The organism is Saccharopolyspora sp. ID03-671 (genome assembly GCF_045278815.1).
Taxonomy (GTDB): Bacteria; Actinomycetota; Actinomycetes; order Mycobacteriales; family Pseudonocardiaceae; genus Saccharopolyspora; species Saccharopolyspora ipomoeae.
Genome location: NZ_CP134054.1, coordinates 464,077 through 486,398, shown reverse-complemented (window position 1 = coordinate 486,398; position 22,322 = coordinate 464,077). Strand labels below are relative to the sequence as shown.

The following is a 22,322-nucleotide window of genomic DNA, read 5'->3' as shown; positions in this document are numbered from 1 at the left end:
ATGCCCGGGCGGGCGAGGGCGCGGTGGTGTGGCCAAGGCGGGCACCGCCTCCCTTGACGATGAGTTGGTATGTGTCCTTTACTAACCCGCGCCGCACACGCGGCGCAAGAGAACAACGCACTGCAACGGAGCAACGCCATGGCGGAAAGCGCCAGGACCGTCACCCCGGGTGACGGAAGAACAGCCGGTCCGAGACGTGTGAAGGCATTGCACTTCGCCTGCGTCGCGGCCCTCGGCGGATTCCTCTTCGGCTACGACACCGCCGTGATCAACGGCGCCGTCAACGCCATTCGAGATCATTTCCAGATCGATGCAGTGGCCACCGGCGTCACCGTCGCCATCGCCCTGCTCGGATCAGCCGTCGGCGCCTGGTTCGCCGGGTCCATCGCGGACCGCTCCGGCCGGCTCTTCGCGATGCGCCTGGCCGCGATCCTGTTCTGCATCAGCGCGATCGGGTCCGCCGTCCCGTTCTCCGCCTGGGACCTCGGGTTCTGGCGACTGGTCGGCGGCGTCGCCATCGGCATGGCCTCGGTGATCGCCCCCGCCTACATCGCCGAGATCGCGCCCGCCTCGCAGCGCGGCAAGCTCGGAACCCTGCAGCAGCTCGCGATCGTGCTCGGCATCGCGATCTCGCAGGTCGTCGACTGGGGCATCGCCGAAGCCGCGGGCGGCGCCACCCAGCCGCTCGGATTCCTGTCCGCCTGGCAGTGGATGCTCGGCGTCGCCGCCGTGCCCGCGATCCTCTACGGCGTCCTGTCGTTCACCATCCCCGAATCGCCGCGGCACCTGGTGGCCACGGGGCGCTCCGACGAGGCGCGCGAGGTGCTCGTCTCGCTCGAACCGACCGATGTGGACACCCGCCTGTCGGAGATCGAGGAATCGCTCAGCAGCGACCGCAAGCCCCGGCTGAGCGACCTCAAGGCCAAGGGCACCGCGCTGCTGCCGATCGTGTGGATCGGCATCGGGCTGTCGATGCTGCAGCAGCTCGTCGGCATCAACGTGATCTTCTACTACTCGTCGGCGCTGTGGCAGTCGGTCGGCATCAACGAGGACAGCTCGCTGCTGCTGAGCATGTCCACGCAGATCTTCAACATCGCCGGCACGATCGTGGCCCTGGTGCTGCTGGACCGCCTGGGTCGTCGTCCGCTGCTGCTGACCGGCTCGGTGGGCATGGCCGTCACCCTGGGCGCGGCCGCGTTCTCGTTCGCGCAGGCCCAGCTGGTCAACGGTGAGCCGACGATGCCCGACCCGTACGGCATGATCGCCCTGGTCTCGGCGCACGCGTTCGTGTTCTTCTTCGCGATCTCCTGGGGCCCGGCGGTGTGGGTCCTGCTCGGCGAGATGTTCCCGAACCGCATCCGCGCCTCGGGTCTGGCCGTGGCCGCCGCGGCTCAGTGGGTCACCAACTGGGCCGTCACGGTGACGTTCCCGTCGCTGTCCGAGTCCAGCCTCTCGGGCGCCTACATCGGCTACACGGCCTTCGCGGTCCTGTCGATCTACTTCGTCTGGAAGTGGATCCCGGAGACCAAGGGCCGAACCCTGGAGCAGATGGGCTGATCCCAGCGATCCACCGCCAGCGGGGGCGCGACCACCAGGTCACGCCCCCGCTTTCGCGTCTCCGGTCGAAAACCCCGGTGTTCATCGCGTCGAAAACCGCTGCATTCGCGCGACGAAAACCGGGGTTTTCGACGCGCGAATGCAGCGGTTTTCGACGGTGGGAGAGGGGCGATCCGGTGGAGTGACCGTCGTGCGGCGGTAGGGTGCCGGGTTCGTCGATGTGTGAGGGGTACGTCGTGGGTGATGGTGAGGTTCCGGGGGCGGGGAGTTCTGGGTGGTTCCCGTGGTTCGAGGTGGGTGGGGGAGGTTTTCATGAGAACTTCGCCGACCACGGGACAGGGGTGGTCGTGGACGGGGAGGTCGTGGAGCCCCGGGTTGAGGTCGTCGGGGGTGAGGAGTTCTTGTTGCCCGTTCGTTCGGGGTGCTAGAGGTCCGGGAGGGCTTCGGCGAGCGAAGGGGTTGCGCGGTGGGTGTTGGGGAGTTCGACGGGTTGTCGGCGGTGGTCACCGGTGGTGGGTCGGGGATCGGCTTGGCCGTGGTGCGGGAGTTGGCCGAGCGCGGTGCGAAGGTCGCGGCGCTGGACCTGGATCCGGGTGGTGTGCCTGCCGGGGTTCTCGGCCTGAAGTGCGATGTGAGCGATGAGGGGTCCGTGCGGGTCGCCGTGGACGAGGCGGTGCAGCGGCACGGCGGGGTGGACGTGCTGGTCAACAACGCGGGGATCGGGGCCCAGGGCACCGTCGAGGCGAACTCCTACGAGGAGTGGCACCGCGTGTTCGACGTGAACGTGCTGGGCATCGTGCGCACCACGCGGGCCGCTCTGCCGCACCTGCGGAAGTCGGCGGCGGCGTCGATCGTCAACACCTGCTCGATCGCGGCCACGGCGGGACTCCCGGATCGCGCGGCCTACAGCGCGAGCAAGGGGGCGGTGCTGTCGTTGACGCAGGCGATGGCCGCCGATCACATCCGCGAGGGCATCCGCGTCAACTGCGTCAACCCGGGAACCGCCGACACCCCGTGGGTGCGCCGGTTGCTGTCGGCCGCCGACGATCCCGACGCGGAACTCGCCGCGCTCAACGCCCGCCAGCCGTCCGGCCGGTTGGTGTCGGCCGAGGAGGTGGCGGCCGCGGTGGCCTACCTGGCGGGCCCGTCGGCGGGGGCCACGACCGGGACGTCGCTGGCCGTCGACGGCGGCATGCAGGGCCTGCGGCTGCGGAAGTGACGCATGCGGGTGAGCCCTTGGGGTTTCGGCGGAGCGGTCATCGGCAACCTCTACCGCGAGGTCGACGACGGCACGGCCGCCGCCACCGTGGACGCGGCCTGGAACGCCGGGGTCCGCTACTTCGACACGGCCCCGCACTACGGACTCGGCCTGGCCGAACGCCGCCTCGGTACCGCCCTGGCGGGACGCCCCCGACACGAGTTCGCGGTGTCCACGAAGGTCGGGAGGATCCTCGACCCGGTCGACAACCCGCGCGGAACCCGAGACGACGCGGCCGGGTTCGCCGTCCCCGCCGATTTCGCCCGCCGCTGGGACTTCAGCGCCGACGGCGTCCGCCGCTCCCTGGAATCCAGTGCGGACAGGCTCGGGCTCGACCACGTCGACCTCGTGCTGCTGCACGATCCCGACGACCACTGGCAGCAGGCCGTCGACGAGGCCTACCCGGCCCTGCACGACCTGCGCGCGCAGGGAGTCATCGGGGCGATCGGCGTCGGCATGAACCAGTGGCCGATGCTGCACCGCTTCGCGACCGAGACCGACGTCGACGCCGTCATGCTCGCCGGCCGCTTCACCCCGCTGGACTCCTCCGGCGAACCGCTGCTCGACGAGTGCGCCCGGCGCGGCGTCTCGGTGCTGGTGGCGGGCGTGTTCAACGGCGGCCTGCTGGCCACCGACGACCCGGCGGCCCACGCGGTCTACGACTACCGCCCCGCCCCGCCGCACCTGGTGGCGAGAGCGCGGCGGCTGGCCGAGATCTGCCACCGGCGCGGGGTGTCGCTGCCGCAGGCCGCGATCGCCTTCGCGCGGCGGCACCCGGCGGTGGCGTCGGTGGTGCTCGGGGCGCGGACGCCGGACGAGGTCCGCGGCCACGCCGAAGCCTTCGACGCGCCCGTGCCGGAGGAGCTCTGGGAAGACCTGGCGGAGGCCGGGTGAGCCCGACCCCCGCGCGGGACCAGAAAAGGCGGGACCAGAAAAGGCGGGACCAGAACAGGCGGGATCAGAACAGCAAGACCAGGCGGCCGCGGGTGCCGCCCGCTTCGAGGCGGTGGTGCGCCTCGGCGCCGCGCTCGGCCGGGATGGTGTCGGCGACGCGCAGCGTCAGCACCCCGTCCTCGGCCTGCTGCCGCAGCTCGTCGAGCTTGTCCCGCTCCTTCCAGTAGTCGCTGACCAGCACCCGGTGATAGGTGACCCCGCGGTCGGACTCGGTGGAGAAGAAGCGCACCGTCGCGAGACCGCCGCCGTCGCGCACGGCGGGCTCGACCTTGTCGTCGAGCACCGCGGCGTCCACGACCGCGTCCACGCCGTCGGGGGCGATCTCGCGGAAGCGGGTCGCGACGTCCTCGCCGCGCTCGACGATCTCGTCCGCGCCGAAGGAGGCGACCAGCTCGCGGTCGGAGTCCTTCGCGTCGGCGAGGACCCGCAGCCCGTCGGCCTTGGCCAGTTGCACGACGTAGCCGCCGAGCGTGCCCGCGGCACCGGTGACGGCCAGCAGGCTCCCGGGCGCCAAGGCGAGGCTGTCGAGCGCCAGGCGCGCGGTCAACCCGTTCATCGGCAGCGTCGAGGCGGCCGCGTGGTCGGCGCCCGCAGGGACGCGAGCGACCGAGTCGGCGGGCACCACGAGGCTCTCCGAGTAGGCGCCGTGCGAGCCCGACGGGACGACGATGGCCATCACGTCGTCACCGACCCGCAGGTCCGTGTCGGTGCCCGCACCGATCTCGTCGATGACCCCGGCCGCGTCCATGCCCGGCACGTAGGGAGGTTCGAGATCGCGGTACCGCTCGGTGAACCAGCCGGCGCGTCCGGCGGTGTCGGTCGGGTTGACCGCCGCCGCGCGCACGCGGATCCGCACTTCGCCGGGGCCGGCGTGCCGCTCGGGCACGTCGTGGATCCCCAGCACGTCCGGACCGCCGAATTCGGTGAAACCCAAAACACGCATGTCGATCACAACCCGCCCCCGGAAGCGGCTATTCCGCACCGTTGAACTCCGCACTCCGAGCGGGCCGCTAAGGTCGGCGGTCATGCGGAGGTTTCAGCAGGTCGACGTGTTCACCGACACCCCGTACTACGGCAACCCGGTGGCGGTGGTGCTCGACGCCGAGGGCATGTCCGACGAGGCGATGCAGCGGTTCGCGGCGTGGACGAACCTGTCGGAGACGACGTTCGTGCTGCCCCCGGAGGACCCCGGCGCCGACTACCGGGTGCGGATCTTCACCCCGTCCGAGGAGCTGCCCTTCGCCGGTCATCCCACCCTCGGCACCTGCCACGCCTGGCTGTCGGTGCACGGCGACCGCGACTCGGTGGTGCAGGAGTGCGGCGCCGGACCGGTGACGGTGCGGCGCTCGGGCGGCGGGCTGGCCTTCGCCGCGCCGCCGCTGCTGCGCTCGGGCCCGGTGGAACCCGACGTGCTGGAGCGGGTCGCCGAGCACCTCGGGATCGGCACGGGCGAGATCGTCGACGCCCAGTGGGCCGACAACGGACCGGGTTGGGTCGCGGTGCTGCTGGCCGACGCCGACGCGGTGCTGGCGCTGGAACCGTCCTACCGGGAGGACATCAAGATCGGCGTCGCGGGTCCGCACCCCGCGGGCGGGCCCGCGCGGTTCGAGGTCCGCGCCTTCGCCCCGCTCGGCGGCGCGGGCTGCGTCGAGGACCCGGTCACCGGCAGCCTCAACGCGTCCCTCGCCCAGTGGCTGCTCGGTTCCGGGCGCACCACCGCGCCCTACACCGCGCGGCAGGGCACGGCGCTGGGCCGGGCCGGAACGGTGCGCGTCGACACCGACGACAGCGGCGCGGTGTGGGTCGGCGGCAGCACTGTCACCTGCATCGACGGCCAGGTCGCGATCTGACCTGAGTTCCGCCGAGCGCGAGGCTCTTCGACCGGTCGCGATCCCACTCCGCTGTCCGAGTGATTCCACCCGGATCGCCGGACGTCCCCGCGCATCCCTGCGAGTCTCCGGACATCGGGGGGAAACCAACGCATGGGGGTCGATCAGCGAAATGGCGGAAAAGTTACCTGAAGGACCGTCGGCGGGCCGAGCGACGGGTCGTCCCGACCCGGACGTGGGGCGGGTCATCCATGCCGTCGGTGAGCACCTCGACGTGTCCGACAGGGTGATGCTGGCTGCGTTCGAAGCCGCATTGGTGGAGTCGGGGATGGAGAACCTCGATTACGGGGATCGGGACTCCGTGGGTGTCTTCCAGCAACGTCCCAGCCAGGGTTGGGGCTCCGCGAAGGACTGCATGAACGTGAACTACGCGTCGAGGCAGTTCTTCTCCCGCGCGGTCGAGGCCGAGGAGGACAACCCGAAGTTCAGCGCCGACGAGCTGGCGCAGGAGGTGCAGCGCTCCGCTTACCCGGGTCGCTACGCGGAAGCCGAGGATCGCGCACGGGATCTGCTGGAGAACGCCGAGAGCTCTGGGAAGCGGCAGGAATCGTCCCGTTCCGGGGGTTCCCGCAAGCGGGCCGACTGGGCCGATCTCAGCGAAGCCCGTTTCAACCGGACTCTGGAGTACATCTACGGCGAGATGATGACGAATGGGAATTCGGCCATCGCGTGGGCGATTTGGGCCCTGAACTTCGGCGGGCTGGGTTCCTCGATCGGTGATATCGCGGGGAAGCTGTTCGGAGGTCCCGAGTGGGCCAAGTGGTTGGAGCTCGTCGAGCAGGCGGCCGGCCGTCCGACACCGACGCTGATCTTCGCGGTGAAGGTCGCGCCCGGAATGGATTGGGACCACAAGCCGAAGATCGCGGCTCGGGAGGACCTGGACACCGGGAACGCCGACGAGCTGTACTTCAAGATTCCCGGTGACGACGAGGGCCGCGAGGTCTTCTACGACGTCTGGTCGAACGTTCACTACGGTTACGTGGGCCGGTCGTGCGGCTTCGACGCGGACGTCCTGCACACGGCTCCGACGTTGCCCGGGACCGGCGAGCACGACAAGGGCGATGTCCTGACCATGCAGGCCGGGATGGACCTCTGGGACGAGCACGAGCAGGACCTGACGTTGTCCCAGCTCCGCGCCAAGGTCTACCAGGTGATCGACCAGATCGATGACGAGAGGCCGAACCTGCAGCAGGTGCGCAAGTGGACCGCACCGTAAAGCGGGTCGTCGTCACCGTCGTCGGGGTGCTCGCGATCGTGCTGGTGGGTGCCCTGGTGTGGTGGTGGTTGGTGGCGCCGGGGGAGCAGCGGCGGGTGGTCGGTGCGGCCGAGCTCGTCGACGTCGCGCCTCCGGCGCTGCCGGGGCGCTCGACGGCCGAAGTGGTTGATCCTGGGCGGTTGTCGTCGGACTGGGGTGCGCAGGAGCAGGCGACGGCTTCGTGGCGCGCTCCCGAGGCCGTCGAGGTCGACTACACCGTGCGGCGTTACGCCTCCGCGCGGTGGGCGGGCTGGGCCTTCGGTCGGGTGGACCCGCGTGGTGGCGAGGGCTTCGACGAGACCTCGCAGCGCTTCCCGCGGGTGCCACCGCGCGAGGCCGACGAAGTGCGCTTCGTGTGCGGGGAGATCCGGGGCAGGCCCGGCGCCTGCGACACCTGGTGGGTGGACCTGCGTTACGGGCAGTACCTCGTGCAGGTGCAGAGCACCGATGTGCCGGTCGAAGATCCTTCGGTCCCGTCGTGGCTGGATCAGCTGGTCGTGGGAGTGGACGCGGAGTTCGCGGAGGTCGTTCCCCGGCCGTAGCCGGTGTGCCGGAGGAGCCCGGCGAACCCGGGTGGGCTACCAGCGCCTCGCCGACCGCCGAGCTCCGACCTCCTAGTTCTCGATCAGTGCGGCGAGGCCGTCGAGGATCCGTTGGAGGCCGAATTCGTAGGTGCTGTCGGCCCTTCGCGCTGCGAGGTGCTCGGCGCCCGCGGCTTCGCTGACGCGGAAGGTGTTGGGGTACTCGGCGGGGTCGAAGACCTCGGCCAGCAGCGTCTCGTTGGCGCGCCACCACTGCTCGTCGGTGGTGGCGCTGTCGCGCTGGGCGGCCTGGGCCTCGACCTCGGAGCGCGTGGAGGACTGCACGAAGTCCAGCACCAGCGTCAGCGCCTTCTCCAGGTGCGCGTCGTCGAGGCCGAGGTCGAGGAACGCGCCCACCTCGTGCTCGAACTTGGCGATCAGGCCGGGCCCCAGCGGCAGGCGGTTCGTCGACACCTGCATCGCCCAGCGGTGCTCGCGGTAGAGCTCGCGGTTCTGCGCCGCGACCAGCGTCACCCGCTCCCGCCACGGCAGGCCGTCCAGCGGCGTGCGCGGCATCTGCTGGAAGAGGCGGTCGAGCATGAGGTCCAGCAGTTCGGCCTTGCCGGGCACGTAGGTGTACATCGACATCGTCGAGACCCCGAGGCTGTCGGCGAGCCGACGCATCGTCACCGCCGCCAGCCCGTCGGAGTCGGCGAGCTCCACCGCGGCGTCCACGATCTGATCGATGCTCAGGCTCTTGCGCGGTCCGCGCTGCGCCGAGGGCTCACCGAGCTTGTGCCGCCACAGCAGTTCCAGCGTGCGCCCGGGATCACCGGCGCCGGTCCGCTCGACCACCTCACCACCACCTCTGAGCTCCGTACAGTAGACGACGCAGGGGGCGTCGAGGGAGATGGGGGAGCACATGAAGATCAACGCGACGGCGGTGTCGCTCAACGTCGAAGACGTGGCCGCGTCGAGCCGGTTCCTGGTGGAGCACTTCGGGTTTCAGGAGGTCATGGCCGCCGACGGGTTCGCCTCGCTGACCAGGGACGACGCCGGGGTCAACGTGGTGTTCCTGCGGCGCGGCCTGGCCTCGCTCCCGGCCGACCAGCGCGACGATCACGCGAGCGGCCTCATCCTCGCCTTCGAGGTCGACGACCTGGAGGGCGAACTCGCCCGCCTGGAAGGCGAAGGCGTCACGATCACCATGCCGCTCACAGCGGAGGAGTGGGGAGAGCGCGCCTTCCAGGTCCGCGACCCCAACGGCGTCATCGTCCAGCTCGTCGACTGGAACGGGTAAACGGCCCTGACCTCGGGCGTGAGCCACTCCGGGTGCTCACGGGATCACCTGATTGTGGTGGTGTGGGGGAAGTTTTCATGAAAACCTCCCCCACACCACGACGAAAGAGCGCGTTCAGTCGCGAAAAGCCCGAACCCGACATCCTTCGGCCGGGTGCCCCCGCAGCGCGGCGGGGGAGGGAGAGGCGGCATATCCTCGCGGCATGCAGCTAGATCTTTCCGGACGCACCGCTCTCGTCACCGGCTCCACCCAGGGAATCGGGTACGCCATCGCGCAGGGGCTGGCCCGCGCGGGGGCGCGGGTGGCGATCAACGGCCGCACCGCCGAGCGCGTCGAGGAGGCCGTGCGGCAGATCCAGCAGGACGTGCCCGGCGCTGAGGCGATCGCCGCGACCGCCGACGTGACCACCGAGGACGGTACGGCCGGACTGCTGGAGGTGCTGCCGCGGGTCGACGTGCTCGTCAACAACCTCGGCATCTTCGGGGCCCAGCCGGCGATGGAGATCACCGACGACGACTGGCGCCGCTACTTCGAGGTCAACGTGCTCTCCGCGCTGCGCCTCACCCGCGCCTACCTGCCGGGCATGGTGAAGCGGGGCTGGGGCCGCATCCAGTACATCGCCAGCGACTCGGCGGTGGTCATCCCCGCGGAGATGATCCACTACGGGATGTCCAAGACCGCGCTGCTGGCCGCCTCCCGGGGTTTCGCGAAGGAGGCCGCCGGGACCGGGGTGACGGTCAACTCCGTGATCGCCGGGCCCACCCACACGGGCGGTGTCGAGAAGTTCGTCTACGAGATGGTCGACTCGTCGCTGCCGTGGGACCAGGCGCAGCGGCAGTTCATGCGCGAGCACCGGCCGCAGTCGCTGCTGCAGCGGCTCATCGAGCCCGAGGAGATCGCCAACATGGTCGTCTACCTCAGCTCTCCGCTGGCCTCGGCCACCACGGGCGCCGCGGTCCGCGTCGACGGCGGTTACGTCGACTCGATCGTCCCCTGATCGCGCAGGTGGGGGTGGGCGAGCAGCCAGTCCCACATCGGCGCTGCTGAGGTGAACTCGCGCTCGGCACCGCAGCGGCAGAGCGCCCGCATCCCGCCGGGCGTCCACTCGACGCGGTGCTCGACGTTCTCGCGGGTCAGGCAGGTGGTGTCGATGGTGGGCTCCTGTCGCGCAGAGGTCGATTCCCACACTAGATGCTGTTGATCTTGACAGTAAACCGGGAAAACGTAAATCAGGCGATGGCGCGCGAGATCGCGCGGGCGCTCGCGCGCACCAGGGCGCTCAGCGAGTGCGGGGTGGCGGTGCCGTGCCGCACGACCAGGGACACGGCGGCCGCCACCTCGCCGCGCTGGTCGATCACCGGTGCCGCCACCGACAGCGCGTCGTCGGTGACCTGCCGGTCGCTCACCGCGAAACCGCAGGCCCGCGCCTCGGCCAGCATCCGCCGCAGCTCCGCCGGATCGGTCACCGTGAAGTCGGTGAAGCGCGGTATCTCGCCGCCGAGCACCACGTCCTGCACCTCGGCCGGGGCGTGCGCCAGCAGCACCAGACCCACGCCCGTCGCGGTGAGCGCGAACCGACCGCCGACCCGGGTGCGCACCGGCACCGCTCCCGTGCCCGCTATCCGCTCGACGAACACCACCTCGGTGCCCTCGCGGATCGCCAGCTGCACGTTCTCCCTGGTCACCGCCGAGAGGTCTTCCATCGTCGGCAGCGCGTGCTCCCGCAACCCGAGGCCGCGCGGAGCCAGCGCCCCGAGCTCCCACAGCCGCAGCCCGATCCGGTAGGCGCCGTCGTCACCGCGCTCCAGCGCGCCCCAGTCGACCAGCTCGCCGAGCATCCGGTACGTCGTCGAAGCGGGCATGCCGGTGTGGCGCGCCAGCTCGCTCAGCGTCATCGCCGTGCGGTCGGGGGAGAAGGCGTCGAGCAGCTGCAGCGCGCGGCGCACCACCGGGCCCGTCGGGCCACCCGGTCCGCCGCGCCGCGCGGCCATCACAGCCCGATCGTGCGCGCGAGGAAGTCGTTGGTGAACCTGCCGTCGGGGTCGAAACGCCGTGCCAGCGAACGGAAATCGGCCAGCTTCGGGTACAGCAGGTCCAGGTCGGCGGGTTCGGTGGTGAACAGCTTGCCCCAGTGCGGCCGGCCGCCGAACGGCTCCAGCGCCGCCTCGATGTCGGGCAGCAGCGCCTCCACCGCCGACTGCTGGGGCCACCAGGTGAAGTGGAACGCCACCGAGTCCGCGCCGTGCGCCGGGCTCAGCCACAGGTCGTCGGCGGCGATCGTGCGCACCTCGCTGATCTGCAGCAGCGGCGCCATCTTGTCGGCCAGCGGCCGCAGCGCCGCCAGCGCGGCGGCCCCGTGCTCGGCCGGGACGAAGTACTCGCTCTGCAGCTCGTCGCCGTTGCTGGGGGTGAAACCCGCCTTGAAGTGCGGCAACCGGTCGTGCCACGGACCCGCCGCACCCAGCTGGTCGGTGAGGTTCTCGATGCCGGTGTCGCGCAGCATGTGCGTCGGCACCTCGGCCGGGCGGGCGCCGAACAGCTCGCCGCGCGCCTCATCTCCGACGCGGGCCTTCGCCCACACCTGGATGACCTCGTCGAAGTCGGTGAACACGCTGACGCTGTAGGCGGCGGACATCACCGCGTCGAACTCGCCCAGCAGCGCGTCCCAGCCCAGCCCCAGGTGCACCGTGGTGGCCACGTCGAACGCGGGCTGCACGCGCAGACCGATGCGGGTCACCACGCCCAGCGCGCCCAGGTGCACCACGGCACCGGGGAAGTCGGGGTCGACGGGGCGCAGCCGCACCAGCTCCCCGTCGGCGCACACCAGGTCGAGCCCGGCCACCGCCGCGCTGAGCGACCGGTTGCCGACCCCGGATCCGTGGGTGCCGGTGGCGGTGGCCCCGACGACGGTGATGTGCGGGAGCGAGGCCATGTTGTGCAGCGCCAGGCCGGAGGCGGCCAGGTGGGTGGCGAGCTCGCCGTAGCGCATCCCGCCGGGCACCCACACCACGTCACCGTCGATCTCGACCTCGGCCGGAAGGGCGTCGAGGGAGAGGTGGTCCTCGGAGGTGTCGGCGATGTCGTTGAAGCAGTGCCGCGACCCCAGCACCTTGACCCGCTCGGATCCGGCGACGATCCGCCGCACCTCGTCGACGCTGCGCGGGCGGTGCAGCCGCTTCGCCCGGTAGGTGAGGTTCTTCGCCCAGTTCGTTCCAGCCACGCAGCAACGTTAACGCCGTGCGCACCGGCGGCGGTACGCCCCTCTCCAGCGCACCGCCGCCGGGTGGGTCTCACGCGCTGATGTTGGCCTTGAGCTTGCCCAGCGCGGTGGTCAGCTGCTCGACGACCTCCGGGTCGTCGGCCGGGTGGGTCTCGGCGAAGCGGGTCATCGAGCCGGGGATGCTCAGCTTGACCTCGTCGACGATCGTGGCGCCGGCGATGCCCGCGGACTTGCGGGTCTCGTCCTGCGCCCACACGCCGCCGTACTGGCCGAAGGCGGTGCCGATCACGGCGGTGGGCTTGCCCGACAGGGCGCCCGCGCCGAACGGGCGGGACAGCCAGTCGATGGCGTTCTTGAGCACGGCCGGGATGGTGCCGTTGTACTCGGGCGCGAACAGCAGGAACGCGTCGGCGGCGTTGGCGACGTCGCGCAGCCGGGTCGCGGCGGCGGGCACGTCGGCCTCGGTGTCGATGTCCTCGTTGTAGAAGGGCAGGTCGCCGAGACCGTCGAAGATCTCGATCTCGACATCGCCGGGTGCGAGGGTGCGGGCGGCCTCGGCGAGCTGGCGGTTGTGCGAACCGGAGCGGAGGCTGCCGACGAGCGCGAGGATCTTGACCGACATTGGTATCTCTCCAGGTGAGGAGTAAGGTGGGGAACAAGCGGACCGTGGTCCGATTGCATTTCTACCACCGAAGCGGACCGAGGTCCAGTTCCCTGTGGGAGGCGTTACGCTGTGCGCATGAGTGGTGGCATTCCCCGGATCGGACCCACCGGTGACGCCCTGGCCGGACCGGTCGAGTTCGAGGTCACGCCCGTCGACGCGGGCCGCAGGCCCCGCGCCGACGCCGTGCGCAACCGGGCCAAGCTGCTCGACGCCGCCGCCCGCCTGGTCACCCGCTGCGGGGCGGCCAATCTGACCATGGACGCCGTCGCCGCCGAAGCCGAGGTCGGCAAGGGCACCGTGTTCCGCCGCTTCGGCGACCGCAACGGCCTGCTGCTCGCCCTGCTCGACCACGAGGAGCAGCGGCTCCAGCACGCCTTCCTGTCCGGCCCGCCGCCGCTCGGGCCCGAGGCCACCGCGATCGAGCGGCTGCGCGCCTTCGGTCCGGCCGTGATGCGCCACGAGCTCGACCACATCGAGCTCTACCTCGCCGCCGAGCCGCCCGTCGAACGCCGCTGCCAGGTTCCCGCGCGCGGGCTGCGCAGGTCGCACGTGGCGATCCTGCTGCGGCAGACCGAGGCCGCCACCGACGTCGAGCTCGCCGCCGAGACGTTGCTGGCCTCCATCGACACCCCGCTGCTGCACCACCTCGTCGTCCAGCGCGGCTTCCCCCTCGACCGGCTCGACGCCGCCTGGCGCGACCTCGTCGCGCGCTACACCACGCCACCCGCCTGAGCCCTCGACCATGATCCTTCCGCTGGGCGGGAAGATCGACTTGGCGAACTCCCGTTCGTGGTGCGAACCTTCCGCGGCTTGAGCGCGAAGGGAGCCCGCCGGTGAACGTTCCGGGGAACGACGTGCCGTCCCAACGGCTTTCGGCGCGCGCCCGATGAGCGCGCTGAGCAGGCGGAACTTCCTGGCCGCCACCGGGGTCGGCGCCCTGGCCGCCCTCACCGGCTGCGCGCCCGGCGCGCACCGGCCGGTCGCCGCCACCTACCTGACCACGTCCTACGACGACCTGTACCCGGGCGTGGAGCGGTTCCTCGACCAGGCCCGCGCGCTCGGCGGGTTCGACTTCGACGTCTTCCCGTCCGGGCAGCTGCTCGGGGCCGAGGAACTCGTGCCCGGCCTGCTCAACGGCGTCGCCGACGTCGTGCTGCAGACCAGCTCCTACGTCTCGTCGAGCTTCCCGATCCTCGGCTCGCTCGAACTGCCCTTCACCACCGAGCACTTCGACCGCTACCTGCGCGCCTGCGATCCGGCGAGCCCGGTCTCGGCGCTGATCAACGAGCGGTTGACCGGGCAGAACATGCGGATGCTCGGCGGCATGGCCACCGGGTTCGAATACCTCTGGACCATCGACAAACCCATCCGCGCGCCCGAGGACGTGCGCGGCCTGCGGCTGCGGGTGGCGGGCGAGATCGAGGGCGAGACCGTCAAAGCCCTCGGCGGCGCACCCGTGTTCCTCGGCTCGGCCGAGCTGTACCAGGCGCTGGAGCGCGGAACGATCGACGGGATGATGAGCTACCTGGGCACGGTCGTCTCCCGCGACCTGCAGGAGATCCTGCGCTACGGCACCGCCGCGCACTTCGGCGCCTACACCGTCGACGCCTACTGCCGCCAGGACTTCTACGCCGCGCTGCCGCCGCACCAGCGGCACGCCCTCGACGAGGCCGGGAAGGTGCTCTTCCGCGACGGCACCGCCACCCTCCTCGACGTCCACCAGAACCAGTACCTTCCCGCCGTGCGCGACGCCGGGGTCGAGCTCATCGAGCTCGACGAGGCCGGGCTGCGGCCGTTCCGCGACGCCGTGTCCGCCGTGCACGAGCGCTGGCGCGCCCTGCTGGGCGACCCGGTCGCCGCGCAGCGGGCCCTCGACCTGATCCGCACGGCCTGAGGAGCGACGATGCTCGACCACCTCCGCCGCATCGCGCTCATCGGCACCCGGTCGATGGCGGTGCTGGCGATGCTCACCGTGGGGCTGATGATGCTGTCGATCAGCTACGACGTCATCGCCCGCTACGCCTTCCGCGCGCCCACCGACTGGGCGTACCCGCTCAACTCCAGCGCCGTGCTCGCGGTGACCGTGCTGGCGATCCCGCACCTCTACGCCACCGGCCACCACATCTCGATGGACCTCGTGCACCGGGCGCTGCCGCGCGGGCTGCGCCGGATCGCCGACGCGGTGACCGCCGCGGCCGCCGCGCTGCTGGGAATCGTGCTGGCCACCACCGGTTTCCACTCCGCGGTGCTGTCCTACGGGCACGGTCTCACCGGTTCGGGCACCTTCAGCGTTCCGCTGTGGGTGCCGGACGCGATCCTCGGCGTCTCCGGAGCGCTGCTGCTGGTGGTGGCGCTGCTGTTCCCGCCGCACGCCGAACCCGAGCTCGCCGCGACCACCGCCGGCGCCCCCGACACCGAGGACGGAGGTCCCGCGTGATCCTCTCCGACGGTCTGGTCGTGGCGCTGGCGGTCGCGCTGCTGCTGGTGCTCATCGCGGCCCGCACGCCGATCTTCATCGCCCTGTCGGTCTCCGGCATCATCGGGCTGCTGTGCCTGTCCGGCTTCGACGGGCTCAAGCTCGTGCCGCTGGCGATGGGCGCCCAGCTGCAGGAGTACGCGCTGGTCGCGGCGCCGCTCTACATCCTGCTCGGCGAGGCGCTGGCCGTCACCGGGCTCGGGCGCGATCTGTTCGGCGCCGCGCACCGCTGGTTCACCCGCGTGCCCGGCGGGCTCGGGGCCTCGGCGATCGCGTCCTCGACGCTGTTCGGCGCCATGTCCGGCGTCAGCATCTCCTCGGTGGCGCTGATCGGGCGGATGGCCGTGCCCGAGATGCTCTCGCGCGGCTACAAGCCGGGCTTCGCCGCCGGATCGGTCGCCGCGTCCGGGGCGCTGGCGATGCTCATCCCGCCGAGCCTCATGTTCATCCTCTACGCCTCGGTGACCGGCGAGAGCGTCGCCTCGCTGTTCGCCGGGGGCATCGTGCCCGGCCTGCTGCTCGCGGTGCTCATGATCGGTTACGTGGTGGTGCGCGCGAAGCTCAACCCCGACAGCGCGCCTCGCGACGGCGAGCACTTCGGCTGGCGGGAGCGCTGGACCGCGCTCGGCAAGATCACACCGGCGCTGGTGCTGATCGCCCTGGTGCTGGGGTCGATCTACACCGGTTTCGCCACACCCACCGAGGCCGCGGCGATCGGCGCGCTGCTGGCGCTGGCCATGACCGGCCTGGTGTACCGGAAGCTGGGCTGGGCCAACCTCAAGCTCATCTTCGCCTCCACCGCGACGGTCTCGGCGGCGATGCTGGCCATCGTCGGCTCGGCGTTCGTGTTCACGCAGATGCTCGTCGTGGCACGGGTTCCCGAGACGCTCACCGACTTCGTCGTCGGCCTCGACGTGCATCCCTACGTGGTGCTGATCGGCATCATGCTGGTGCTGGTGCTGCTCGGGTGCCTGGTCGACGCGGCCTCGCTGCTGCTGGTGGTCACCCCGATCCTGGTGCCCGCGATCGAGGAGCTCGGCTTCGACCCGCTGTGGTTCGGCGTGCTGCTGGTGGTCAACCTGGAGATGGCGGTGATCACGCCGCCGGTCGGCCTGAACCTCTACACGATGAAAACGGTGGTCCCCGAACTCGACCTCGGCGACGTCTTCCGCGGCATCGCCCCCTACTTGGTGATCGAGTTCGCCCTCATCCTGCTCATGATCGCCGTCCCGGGCACCGCCACCTACCTGCCGAGCCTGATCACCTAGGGATACGTTTCAAAAGGAACGCGACCAGGATGACCCAAGCTTTAGTAGACGCGACCCACTACGGGTACGTTTCGAAAGGCAGTGGCAATTTCTTCTGAAATTGGCAGACCGCACAACGCAAGAAAACCACGAAACGCAGCCAATTCCTGGAGAAATTGTCACTCCGCACGCAAGCAGCTCGACCCCGCGAAGCGCTCCCGAAGAACCCCGTGGAGGTGGTGCAGTTTTCATGAAAACTGTCCGACCCCACGGGGTCTCTCTGTGGGGTGGGCTCCAGGGGTCCCGAGGTGGTTGAGCTGGGGTTTTGGGGTTCCGTCTTGTGGGTGGAGTGACAGTTCTCATGAAAACTGTCCCACCCCCTCGGGGGCGCCTTGGGAGCGCTTCGCGGGGTACTTCGGGTGGGTGCGGAGGGGCAATTTCGTCCGAAATTGGCTTCGTCTTGGGGGTTTCTTGCGTTGTGCAGTCCGCCAATTTCGAACGAAATTTCCCCTGCCTTTCGAAACGTACCCGTAGTGGGTCGCGTTTACCAAATCTTGGGTCATCCTGGTCGCGTTCGTTGCGAAACGTACCTGTAGTGGGTCGCGTTTACCGAAGCTTGGGTCGTTTTGGTCGCGTTTCTTTCGGAACGTCCTAGAGCCACTCCGGGCGGCTGGAGCCGCGGGGGAGCAGGACGTGGCGGTAGCGGCCCGGCGTGGCGGTCATGCGGACCTGGTCGGTGACGCCCTGGTAGCGGCCGAGGGGCGTGTCCGCGGTGAAGGTCTCGGGATCGAGGTAGCGGTGCTGCTCGCCGCGACCGGCCGTCTCCGCGGCGTAGGCCTGGTCGAACACGCCCAGGCTCAGGATCCACAGCGCCGCGCGGGTCAGCGAGACGTGCACCCGCCAGCTGCCGCCCTCGGTGGCACGCCGCGTCAGGGCCGCGACGACCCCGGCGGTGAGCAGCCACGACACGATGTAGTCGTTGACCACCAGGATCGGTGAGAGCTTCGGCGTGGTGCCGTCGCCCTCCAGGTCCATCATCCCGACGAGACTGCCCGCCGTCTGGTCGAAACCGACCCGGTCGGCCCACGGCCCGCGCTCGCCGTTGAGCGTTGTCGTCGCGTGCACGATCCCCGGCCGCAGCTGCGCGGCCTCCTCCGGCGACAGCCCGATCGAGGCCAGGTAGCCGGGACGCCGGTTGGCGTAGAACACGTCCGCGCCCGCCAGCAGCTCGGCCACCTTCGCCTGGTGCGCACGGGGATCGACCGTCGCCGAGCGCACGCCGACGTTGGCGCTCATGTAGGCGCCCTCGTGCTCGAACTCGCCCGGCCGCCACAGGTTCAGCACGTCGGCGCCGTGCAGCGCCAGCGCCCTGCCCGTCCCGGCCCCGGCGATGACGTGGCCCATGCCCAGCGCGCGGATGCCCGAGAGAGGCTGCTCGACGCCCGGCGGCAGCGGCTCGGGCTCGGCGTCGCCGATGCGCTCGATCTCCACCAGCGGCATCTCGGCGAAGTGGTCGCGGTACTGCGGTTCGGCCAGGATCTCCTCGGGGCGGCGCAGCAGCGGCATCACCACACCCGCCTCGGCACCGGCCTCTTCGAGATCGCGTCCCTTCCACCCGGCGATGGCCGCCGCCACCGACGCCGAGTCCTCGGGCACGTCGAGCAGCTTCTGCGCCCCGGCCTTGATCTTCGGGTACGGGTTGAGCGGCATCACCCACCGCTCGTCGGCGGTGGGGTAGAAGCGAAAGCCCAAGGCCTGGTTGGAATCCCCGGCGCCGGGATAGCCGTTGAGCAGCTCCCACCTGCGGTCGTAGAACGGGCACAGCCGGTGCGGAGCCACCCGCAGGTCGGTCTCGATGTCCTGACCCTCGCCGCCGCGCAGCCGCCACAGGCGCGCGATCGCGGCCGACTTCGCCGCCAGGGTGATCGCCGCCGCGCCACCGAGCCGCAGGGTGCTGGGCACCACCGGGTCGGCGCCGAGGAACCGGACCTGACCGCCGGTGTCCGACGGGCTCATCCCGATCCCGGCCAGCACCTCGGCGAACTCGGCGTGGGCGTCGAAGGCGTCGTCGGTGCGGGGTGCGGCCACGGCCTCGGTGATCCGGTCGGTCAGCGTCACGGTGCTCTCCCGTCTCGCGGTCGTTGCGGAAGCTCGGAGGTGGCCAGGAAGATCTCGCTGCACCACTCGACGATCTCGGTCTCGGAGGCGGCGAGGTCGCCGTCCAGCCACGCGGTCAGCGTCTGGGCCAGCCCGCCGACCAGGAAGCTCGACAGCAGCTCCAGCCGCGCACCGCCCTGCACGCCGTAGACCTGGCGGGCCTGGGTGCCCAGCAGCTGGGTGAACAGGCGGGTGGACTCGGTGCGCCGGTGCGCGAGCGGTGTTCCGGCCAGGAACGGGGAGAACAGCAGCCGGCCGCGCCGGGGATCGGCGGCGATGAGCCGCACGATGGTGGCCAGTCCGGTGCGCACCTTCAGCTCGGCGTCATCGACGGCCGTCACGGCGTCCAGGGCGGTGGTGGCGATCTCGTTGACCACGTGGTCGTAGACCGCGGTGGCGAGCTCGTCGCGGTCGGTGAAGTTCTCGTAGAAGTAGCGGTTGGCCAGCCCGGCCTGGCGGCAGACCCCGCGCACCGTCAGGCTCGGGTCGCCATCGGGGGAACCGAGCAGTTCCAGCCCGGCTTCGAGGAACAGGGCGCGGCGCTCGGCCTGGCGGTCCGAGCCCGTCACGCCGCCGTAGACGCGCAGAGGAGTGGTGGCCACCCGGCCATCTTGACATCTCGATCGCCCACTCGTCTCATGGTTCTGATAACGACTGTTACCAGATCACTCCTCGGGAGGTCCTGCGATGCCCAGCGGCGTGGACGACTCGGTGCTCGGTGCGGGATTGCTGGCCGGAGCGGCGAACGTGATCATGCAGCTCAGCCGCCCCGGAGTCGGCCACGGCGTGGTGGAGAGCCGCGTCGACAGCGGCAACCTCTTCAAGCGCCCGGTCAAGCGCACCCGCACCACCATCACCTACCTCGCCGTCGCCCTGCAGGGCACCGACGAGGAGCGCGCCGCCTTCCGCCGCGCCGTCAACCGCCAGCACGCCCGGGTCCGCTCCACCGAGCGCAGCCCGGTGTCCTACAACGCGTTCGACCCCGAGCTCCAGCTGTGGGTCGCGGCCTGCCTGTACAAGGGCGTCGAGGACATCTACCGCCTGTTCGGCGACATCACCGACCCCGACGCGCTGGAGGAGGTCTACCGCGAGTCGGCCGCGCTGGGGACCACGCTGCAGGTGCGCGAGGACATGTGGCCCGCCGACCGCGCCGAGTTCGAGCGCTACTGGACCGAGCAGCTCGACAACGTCCACATCGACGACACCGTCCGCGACTTCCTGCACGACGTGGCCGCGCTGAAGTTCCTGCCCGCCCCGCTCAGCACCGCGTTCGGCGGCTTCAACGTGTTCATGACGACCGGATTCCTGCCGCCGCGATTCCGCGAGGAGATGCGGCTGCCCTGGACCGAGAAGGACCAGGCCCGCTTCGACCGGATCATCCGGGTCGTGGCCGCCGTCCAGAACCTCACCCCGCGCCCGCTGCGCCGCCTGCCCTACGACCTCGCCCTCTGGGACCTGCGGCAGCGAATGCGCCGCGGAATGCCCCTGGCCTGAGACCTGCGAGGGTTGCATTGCGCGGCGGGGGAGGGCGCGGCTGCGCCGCGTGTGCCAACCGCCCCTAGCTGTCCTCGCTGAGGCGGGCGTGCAGGTCCCGGCTGCCGGCGGCCATGCTGGGGGTGACGCCGAGGTCGGTGAGCATCTCGGTGGCGGCGGCCATCTCGTCGGTGCGGCGCACCGCGTGCTGGTAGGTGCCCGAGACGATGCGTTCCACAGTGGACTCACCGGCCGCGGTGAGGTCGGCGATGATGTTCTCCCGCAGCAGGTCCTCGAAACCGGCCGCCCGCGCGGCCTCCAGGGCCTCGACGATCGAGGCCGCCATGCCCTTGAAGTACACGCTGCGCAACAGCTTCCGCGTCGCCGCCAGTCCCGGCGGCCCGTCGAGGACCTCCACCCGAGCGCCGAAACCGCTCAGCAGCTCCGCCGCGCGCACCGCCCCCGGACCGCTGACCAGCATCGGCACCTGAAGTCGGGGCCCGGGAACCGGGGCCATGATCGCGATGTCGGCGAAGGCGATCCCGTGCCGCTCGGCGATTTCGGCGAGCCGCTCCTTCTTCGCCGGGGACGCCGTGTTGAGATCCGCCCACACCGAACCCTCCGGCAGCGCACCGATCCCGGCCTCCATCACCTCGACCGCGACGGCCGAGCGGTTCACGCTGAGCACCAGGTCCGCGCCGGTCGCGGCGTCGGCCTCGCTGCTCGCCGCGACGAGGCCCGGCCCGGCGGGCACGGCAGGGTCGTAGCCGCGCACCTGCGCGCCCGCCGCCGCCAGGTCGACGCTGAACGCGCCCCCGGCCTCGCCCAGGCCCAGCACGCCGATCACGGTTCGCTGCGACATCCGGTGTACCCCTCCGCTCGTCCGACCCGTCCGCCCCGAACATAATCGCTCGGGCGGCGGTCGCCCCGGTCGACCACGTCACGCCAGCCACAGACCGGCCGCGGTGACCAGCGCCGCCGCGGCCCGCCGCAGGGTCGGTTCGAGGCCGGTCGGCACGAACTCGGGGGAGTGGTTGCCCGGTGCGAGCCCGGCCGCCACCGCCGCGTTCGGCCTCGCCGGGTCCGGGTAGTCGGCCGGGTCGAAACCACCGAAGTTCCAGAACACCGACGGCACCCCGGCCGCGGTGCCGAACGCGCCGAAGTCCTCGCTGCCCGCCTTGGCCGGTGGCTCGTGCACGAAACCGGCCCCGAACTCCCCGGTGAACGCCTCGCTGATGCGCCGGGCGGCGTCGACGTCGTTGACCAGCATCGGGAACGAGTTGATCGGCTCGATGTCGGGTTCGCGCGGCGCTCCCGCCGCGGCGGCCTCGTGCCGGACGATGCGGCCGATGGCCTCCAGCACGGTCTCCCGCACCGCGCGGTCGAAGGTGCGCACGTTGAGCTTGAGCTCGGCGGTGGCGGGGATGACGTTCTCCTTGTTGCCCGCGTGCACCGCTGCCACCGTCACCACCGCGACGTCCTCGGGAGAGATCTCGCGCGCCACCACGGTCTGCAACCGCAGCACGATCGACGAGGCGATGACGATCGGGTCGACCGCGGCCTGCGGCTGCGCGCCGTGCCCGCCCCGGCCGTGCACGGTGACGCGCAGGCTGTCGGCGGCGGCCATGAACGTCCCCGGCCGTACGTAGAGGTGCTCGCTGGGGGCCGAGGCGATGTGCTGGCCCAGAGCCACGTCGAAAGCGGGGAACCGCTCCAGGAAACCGTCCTCGATCATCGCCCGCGCACCGCCGCCGACTTCCTCGGCGGGCTGGCACACCGCCAGCACCGTCCCCGACCAGGACCCCCGCCGGTCGGCGAGCTGCTCGGCCGCGGCGATCAGCGCCGCCATGTGCGTGTCGTGCCCGCACGCGTGCATCACCGGAGTCTCGGCGCCGTCGGGTCCGACGCCGGTGGCCGCGCTGCGGTAGTCCACGACCTCAACCTCGCGAACCGGCAGCGCGTCCATGTCGGCCCGCATCAGCACCCCGGGTCCGTCGCCGTTGCGCAGCACCCCGACGACCCCGGTGCCGCCGACCCCGGTGGTCACCTCGTACCCGGCGGCCCGCAGCCGCTCCGCCAGCACCCGGGCGGTGCGCACCTCCTGGAACGACAGCTCCGGATTCCGGTGCAGGTCCTCGTAGAGCTCGCGGATCCCCCCGATGCGCTCGTCCAACCCCGCCAGCAACCCCGACATGCACGCTCCTCTCCTCGCGACCGGACCAGCCTCGCACCTCGCCCGTCCCGGCGGTGTGAAGCGGCGATGACGACTCTGTTCGAGCGATCGTGCTCGCCCGCCCGCCGGGTCGCCGCCATGCTGGAGGGGACCGAGCCGCCCGACCGGCGGCCGCTTC

The 22,322-nt window shown here is 71.0% G+C and carries 23 protein-coding genes; 13 read left to right on the top strand and 10 right to left on the bottom strand.

The genetic code is table 11. From position 1 onward, the window contains the following. Positions 1 to 69 precede the first annotated feature (69 nt). From REH65_RS02375 to REH65_RS02365, 3 genes are all read left to right on the top strand, one after another. A complete protein-coding gene (locus REH65_RS02375) occupies positions 70 to 1,557 on the top strand; it encodes a sugar porter family MFS transporter (protein WP_406691058.1) in 1,488 nt (495 codons plus the stop codon). A 466-nt stretch (positions 1,558 to 2,023) separates the two neighbouring features. Continuing rightward, complete coding sequence (locus REH65_RS02370) at positions 2,024 to 2,776, top strand: SDR family NAD(P)-dependent oxidoreductase (RefSeq protein ID WP_406691057.1); 753 nt, start codon at positions 2,024 to 2,026, stop codon at positions 2,774 to 2,776. A 3-nt stretch (positions 2,777 to 2,779) separates the two neighbouring features. Next, positions 2,780 to 3,709, top strand: coding sequence for an aldo/keto reductase (locus REH65_RS02365; protein ID WP_406691056.1), 930 nt, complete (start codon positions 2,780 to 2,782; stop codon positions 3,707 to 3,709). Positions 3,710 to 3,773: 64 nt separating this feature from the next. On the opposite strand, the gene REH65_RS02360 is transcribed toward REH65_RS02365, so the two are convergent. Beyond that, entirely contained in the window at positions 3,774 to 4,712 is a 939-nt protein-coding gene (locus REH65_RS02360) for an NADP-dependent oxidoreductase (protein ID WP_406691055.1), read from the bottom strand. An 82-nt stretch (positions 4,713 to 4,794) separates the two neighbouring features. Here REH65_RS02360 and REH65_RS02355 point away from each other — a divergent pair, with 82 nt between their 5' ends. The 3 genes from REH65_RS02355 to REH65_RS02345 all read left to right on the top strand — a co-directional run bounded on the left by REH65_RS02355 (position 4,795) and on the right by REH65_RS02345 (position 7,455). Further along, positions 4,795 to 5,619 (top strand): PhzF family phenazine biosynthesis protein, encoded by an 825-nt coding sequence (locus REH65_RS02355; RefSeq protein ID WP_281454433.1) that lies wholly within the window; start codon positions 4,795 to 4,797, stop codon positions 5,617 to 5,619. Positions 5,620 to 5,926: 307 nt separating this feature from the next. Then, positions 5,927 to 6,874, top strand: a complete 948-nt coding sequence (locus tag REH65_RS02350) for a polymorphic toxin type 44 domain-containing protein (RefSeq protein WP_406691054.1) — start codon at positions 5,927 to 5,929, stop codon at positions 6,872 to 6,874. After that, positions 6,859 to 7,455 carry a hypothetical protein gene (locus REH65_RS02345; RefSeq protein WP_406691053.1) on the top strand — a complete coding sequence of 199 codons (597 nt, stop codon included), beginning with the start codon at positions 6,859 to 6,861 and terminating at the stop codon, positions 7,453 to 7,455. Before REH65_RS02350 ends, REH65_RS02345 begins: the two co-directional genes overlap by 16 nt. A gap of 72 nt (positions 7,456 to 7,527) precedes the next feature. Here the strand turns inward: REH65_RS02345 and REH65_RS02340 are convergent, their stop codons facing one another. After that, positions 7,528 to 8,289, bottom strand: a complete 762-nt coding sequence (locus tag REH65_RS02340) for a TetR/AcrR family transcriptional regulator (RefSeq protein ID WP_406691052.1) — start codon at positions 8,287 to 8,289, stop codon at positions 7,528 to 7,530. Positions 8,290 to 8,356: 67 nt separating this feature from the next. Here REH65_RS02340 and REH65_RS02335 point away from each other — a divergent pair, with 67 nt between their 5' ends. Then, positions 8,357 to 8,734, top strand: a complete 378-nt coding sequence (locus tag REH65_RS02335; RefSeq protein WP_406691051.1) for a VOC family protein — start codon at positions 8,357 to 8,359, stop codon at positions 8,732 to 8,734. 202 nt (positions 8,735 to 8,936) lie between these two features. Beyond that, positions 8,937 to 9,731 (top strand): SDR family NAD(P)-dependent oxidoreductase, encoded by a 795-nt coding sequence (locus tag REH65_RS02330; protein ID WP_406691050.1) that lies wholly within the window; start codon positions 8,937 to 8,939, stop codon positions 9,729 to 9,731. Here REH65_RS02330 and REH65_RS02325 read toward each other — a convergent pair. The 4 genes from REH65_RS02325 to REH65_RS02310 all read right to left on the bottom strand — a co-directional run bounded on the left by REH65_RS02325 (position 9,707) and on the right by REH65_RS02310 (position 12,576). Then, positions 9,707 to 9,922 carry a hypothetical protein gene (locus tag REH65_RS02325; protein WP_406691049.1) on the bottom strand — a complete coding sequence of 72 codons (216 nt, stop codon included), beginning with the start codon at positions 9,920 to 9,922 and terminating at the stop codon, positions 9,707 to 9,709. The two genes, REH65_RS02330 and REH65_RS02325, sit on opposite strands and share 25 nt — an antisense overlap. Before the next feature lie 41 nt (positions 9,923 to 9,963). Further along, on the bottom strand, positions 9,964 to 10,725 hold the full coding sequence (locus REH65_RS02320; RefSeq protein WP_406693066.1) for an IclR family transcriptional regulator: 762 nt from the start codon (positions 10,723 to 10,725) through the stop codon (positions 9,964 to 9,966). Beyond that, positions 10,725 to 11,954 (bottom strand): D-arabinono-1,4-lactone oxidase, encoded by a 1,230-nt coding sequence (locus REH65_RS02315; protein WP_406691048.1) that lies wholly within the window; start codon positions 11,952 to 11,954, stop codon positions 10,725 to 10,727. The genes REH65_RS02320 and REH65_RS02315 overlap by 1 nt, the downstream gene beginning before the upstream one ends. A 70-nt stretch (positions 11,955 to 12,024) precedes the next feature. Continuing rightward, the gene (locus REH65_RS02310; protein WP_406691047.1) at positions 12,025 to 12,576 is read right to left on the bottom strand and encodes an NADPH-dependent FMN reductase; all 552 of its coding nucleotides are present in this window, start codon (positions 12,574 to 12,576) and stop codon (positions 12,025 to 12,027) included. 117 nt (positions 12,577 to 12,693) lie between these two features. Here REH65_RS02310 and REH65_RS02305 point away from each other — a divergent pair, with 117 nt between their 5' ends. The 4 genes from REH65_RS02305 to REH65_RS02290 all read left to right on the top strand — a co-directional run bounded on the left by REH65_RS02305 (position 12,694) and on the right by REH65_RS02290 (position 16,362). Then, entirely contained in the window at positions 12,694 to 13,350 is a 657-nt protein-coding gene (locus tag REH65_RS02305) for a TetR/AcrR family transcriptional regulator (protein ID WP_406691046.1), read from the top strand. 154 nt (positions 13,351 to 13,504) lie between these two features. Further along, a complete protein-coding gene (locus tag REH65_RS02300; RefSeq protein ID WP_406691045.1) occupies positions 13,505 to 14,512 on the top strand; it encodes a TRAP transporter substrate-binding protein in 1,008 nt (335 codons plus the stop codon). A gap of 9 nt (positions 14,513 to 14,521) precedes the next feature. Beyond that, positions 14,522 to 15,055, top strand: a complete 534-nt coding sequence (locus REH65_RS02295) for a TRAP transporter small permease (protein ID WP_406691044.1) — start codon at positions 14,522 to 14,524, stop codon at positions 15,053 to 15,055. Next, positions 15,052 to 16,362 carry a TRAP transporter large permease gene (locus REH65_RS02290; RefSeq protein WP_406691043.1) on the top strand — a complete coding sequence of 437 codons (1,311 nt, stop codon included), beginning with the start codon at positions 15,052 to 15,054 and terminating at the stop codon, positions 16,360 to 16,362. Before REH65_RS02295 ends, REH65_RS02290 begins: the two co-directional genes overlap by 4 nt. 630 nt (positions 16,363 to 16,992) lie before the next feature. On the opposite strand, the gene REH65_RS02285 is transcribed toward REH65_RS02290, so the two are convergent. Both REH65_RS02285 and REH65_RS02280 read right to left on the bottom strand, forming a co-directional pair. After that, positions 16,993 to 18,459 (bottom strand): CoA transferase, encoded by a 1,467-nt coding sequence (locus tag REH65_RS02285; RefSeq protein ID WP_406691042.1) that lies wholly within the window; start codon positions 18,457 to 18,459, stop codon positions 16,993 to 16,995. Then, the gene (locus REH65_RS02280) at positions 18,456 to 19,100 is read right to left on the bottom strand and encodes a TetR/AcrR family transcriptional regulator (protein ID WP_406691041.1); all 645 of its coding nucleotides are present in this window, start codon (positions 19,098 to 19,100) and stop codon (positions 18,456 to 18,458) included. Before REH65_RS02280 ends, REH65_RS02285 begins: the two co-directional genes overlap by 4 nt. Positions 19,101 to 19,185: 85 nt before the next feature. Here REH65_RS02280 and REH65_RS02275 point away from each other — a divergent pair, with 85 nt between their 5' ends. Next, positions 19,186 to 19,992: an oxygenase MpaB family protein gene (locus REH65_RS02275; RefSeq protein ID WP_406691040.1), complete on the top strand. Its 807-nt coding sequence runs from the start codon at positions 19,186 to 19,188 to the stop codon at positions 19,990 to 19,992. Positions 19,993 to 20,056: 64 nt separating this feature from the next. On the opposite strand, the gene REH65_RS02270 is transcribed toward REH65_RS02275, so the two are convergent. Next, positions 20,057 to 20,833, bottom strand: a complete 777-nt coding sequence (locus tag REH65_RS02270; protein WP_406691039.1) for a DUF1932 domain-containing protein — start codon at positions 20,831 to 20,833, stop codon at positions 20,057 to 20,059. A gap of 78 nt (positions 20,834 to 20,911) precedes the next feature. Beyond that, positions 20,912 to 22,165: an amidohydrolase gene (locus tag REH65_RS02265; RefSeq protein WP_406691038.1), complete on the bottom strand. Its 1,254-nt coding sequence runs from the start codon at positions 22,163 to 22,165 to the stop codon at positions 20,912 to 20,914. Positions 22,166 to 22,322: the final 157 nt, after the last annotated feature.